Source organism: Acinetobacter lwoffii (genome assembly GCF_024129685.1).
GTDB classification, from domain to species: Bacteria; Pseudomonadota; Gammaproteobacteria; order Pseudomonadales; family Moraxellaceae; genus Acinetobacter; species Acinetobacter lwoffii_X.
On record NZ_JAMXXL010000062.1, the window covers coordinates 1 to 3,594 of the forward strand.

Below are 3,594 nucleotides of genomic sequence, written 5' to 3' on the forward strand. Positions count from 1 at the left end.
TACGGAATTAGGCCGACCTCATACCCGAGTTGTGTCTTAAATTTGACTAGCTCAGAGTAGCTTTAATTTTAAATCTTTGTGCAACAAAGCCATAATTTTCTATAAATATATAATTTATTTTTTAATATATCAATAACTTAGAAAATACTTAAATTAAGTATATAAATAAAAGCCCACTTTCGGAGGCTTCTTATTTAAAAACTTAGCTTTAAGCTTTAGACACTGCGGGTTCAATTGAACCAATTTTTTCAGACTCATTGTCATGCATGATCAACGCAACCGCAATTGCAGTAATCAGAACCGGCAAACCGACTGCCATAAAGTTGAAGTAAGCAGGCAGGTTCATTCCCAGTAAGCCACCAATCAGGATCGGCCCTACAATCGCGCCCATACGACCGATCGCAGAAGACCAGCCAATACCTGTCGAACGTACTGCAAGTGGGTAGAACTGCGCAACATAGCTATATAGCAACATTTGTGAACCAATCGACGCTGCACCCGCCAGGAATACCAGGATGTAAAGTAAGAATTGGTTAGATGCAAAGCCCATTGAGCTCATCACAATCGCACCCATCATACCCAGGAACATCAGTACCGGTTTCAGGTGGAAACGATCCGCAAGAATACCACCACCGACAATACCCACAACCGCACCAACGTTCATTACCATCATGAACATCAAGCTGTTGTCCATCGAGTAGCCTGCTGCCATCATCAACTTCGGTAACCAGCTGCTCAGTGCATACATGGTTAACAGACAAGTGAAGAACGCGACCCAGAACAGTAAAGTATTGACCGCACGACCACGACGGAACAAACTCACCACGTTGGCTGCTTCAGGCACATTTTCCTGTGGCAAAGTGAAAGTTGTGTTCTCGGTAACTGTCAGATTTGGCGCCAAGCGACGTACAATACGACGAGCTTCTGGCTGCTTGTTCTGTTTCACAATAAATGCGAGCGACTCAGGCAGGAATTTCCAGATCACTGGTAATAAAAACAGTGGAATACCCGCGATAAAGAACATGATTTGCCAACCAAAACTTGGGGTAAACCATGAACCCAATAACGCAGCCATTACGCCACCGACCGCATAACCACTAAACATGGTGGTCACCAGCGTACTACGCATTTTTTGTGGGGCATATTCCGAAGTCAATGCCACCAGGTTTGGCATTACGCCACCAATACCAAGACCAGCAAGGAAACGTAAAATACCGAATTCGGTTGGGTTTGAAGCAAAGCCGCCGGCAAAAGTTAAACCACTAAATAATACAATACAGATCATGATCACTTTCTTACGACCGATCTTGTCCGCGAGGGAACCAAAGATCATCGCACCAAACATCATGCCGGCCAGTGCGGTACTTGCAAGCATTCCAGCCTGCACTGCACTTAAGCCCCAGTCTTGCATCAATAACGGTAAAACTACACCATTGATTGCGAGATCGTAGCCATCAAATAAGATAATGAGTAAACACCAAGCAACTACATTGAAGTGGAAAGGCGTGAATTTCGCATTATCGACTACAGAATTTACATCTATTTTTTCCGTTGTCATCGTTCTCATCTCCCATGAGTACTTGTCCATAACATCTTGTTGAAGACTGAAGTCAATCTTCAATGTCAGGCAATATACGCAAGCGGGATTTAAGGCACAATAAGACTAATTGATATTCTGCTATGCTCTCGGAAATGTCATTTATTTGCGTGATATGTCACACTATTATTAATATAAACTTTTGAATAATTGATGTTTATTTTTTAATTCGCCCAATATTTAAGCTCTATTAATCCGCTTATTCTTTTGACCAATTGAATATTGATTTAATTTCATACTAAAGATATGAAAAAGCCCCTTTAAGTAAGGAGCTTTTTTAACTGAGTAGGTTAATTACGAGAGTTTAAATTTTGGCTGTTTTTAATTTTTTCACCATCACGCGACCAGGTTGTGGCTTACGAATCATTGAAATAGCGATGATACCAATAATACCTGGCATTGCTACCGCGATAAAGTTCCATTTATGTGGTAACTCCATACCAAGCAGCATACCAATCACGATTGGGCCAACAATTGCACCTGTACGCCCTACAGCAGAAGCCCAACCAATACCAGTAGAACGTACTGCAACAGGATAGTATTGAGCAACATAGCTATATAACAAGATACTGGTACCAATAGATGAGGCACCTGCTAAACTCACAAGTAAATAAATAACAGGGGTTGGAGAATTAAAGCCCAAACCAACCAAAGATAGTACACCGACAGTTAACATACTCATAAGAACAGGTTTAAAGTCAAAACGGTCTGCCAAAATACCACCGCTAATGGTTCCGATCACGGCACCAATATTCAGTGCTAATAAGAACATTAAACTGCTACCTAAAGAATATCCCGCTGCCATCATCAGTTTTGGTAGCCAGCTTCCAAGTGCGTAAAGCATGAGTAAGCACATAAAGAAAGCAATCCAAAATAAGAATGTTCCTGTGGCACGATTTTCTGTAAATAAAGCTTTTACTGATGCACTTTGGGTCTGATCAGCGCTAGCTAGAACCAGTTCAGTATCTTCTTGTATGTCTGCAGTTGGCTCGACTTGCTTTATAAAACGACGTGCTTCATTCACTTTTTGTTCTTTAACTAGGAAAGTTAAAGACTCAGGTAAGAACTTCCAAAAAAATGGAACAAAAAGTAATGGAATACCTGCAATGAAGAACATAATTTCCCAACCAAAACTTGGTGTAAACCATGTACCGCATAATGCAGCCATAATACCGCCCACCGCATAACCACTAAACATGGTGGTTACCAGTGTGCTTTTTAAACGTTTAGGTGCATATTCAGACGTTAAAGCGACTAAGTTTGGTAATACACCACCAATCCCTAAACCAGCAATAAAACGTAAAATACCAAATTCTGTTGGATTAGTGGTAAATCCACCTAAAAATGTAAAAGCACTAAATAAAGAAACACAAATCAAGATAACTTTTTTACGACCAATTTTGTCTGCAAGCATCCCAAACAGCATGGCTCCAAACATCATGCCAGCGAGTGCTGTACTTGCAAGCATGCCTGCTTGAACAGCACTCATGCCCCACTCTTGCATAAGTAGAGGCAGAACGACACCGTTAATTGCTAAATCATATCCGTCAAATAGGACAATAAACAAACACCATAATACAATGCTTAAGTGAAATTTAGTGAATTTTGCCTGATCAATCACATCATTCACACTTACCGTGTTCGCTACTCGCTTCATGTTTTCTGCCATTTTTACTCACCTCCTGTGAGTTTTTTTCGTTGTTTTCAGCACGACACATGACCCTAACTCTTATTTATTATTTTTAATGATTCTTATCGCCATGTCTTCGCAACAACTTAGTTCAACACAGCTACTTTTCATGCAATATCCGACTAAAGTCTTACTTATTCCTTAAAAATCTAAACCCATGAGTCTAGTTTTTAATCAATATTCAACAATTCCAAGAGCTATTTGACCAAAACCCCACGCATAAAAAAATCCCCCTCTGCCTTGGCGGAGGGGGATTTCGAATAATGAGCTGGCGATGACTTACTCTCACATGGGTAACCCCACACTA

The 3,594-nt window shown here is 40.7% G+C and carries 2 protein-coding genes; both read right to left on the reverse strand.

The genetic code is table 11. The features are described from left to right. Nucleotides 1-208: 208 nt before the first annotated feature. Nucleotides 209-1,558 carry an aromatic acid/H+ symport family MFS transporter gene (locus NI464_RS15600; protein WP_004647700.1) on the reverse strand — a complete coding sequence of 450 codons (1,350 nt, stop codon included), beginning with the start codon at nucleotides 1,556-1,558 and terminating at the stop codon, nucleotides 209-211. A gap of 343 nt (nucleotides 1,559-1,901) precedes the next feature. Continuing rightward, a complete protein-coding gene (locus NI464_RS15605) occupies nucleotides 1,902-3,266 on the reverse strand; it encodes an MFS transporter (RefSeq protein WP_005094821.1) in 1,365 nt (454 codons plus the stop codon). Nucleotides 3,267-3,594: the final 328 nt, after the last annotated feature.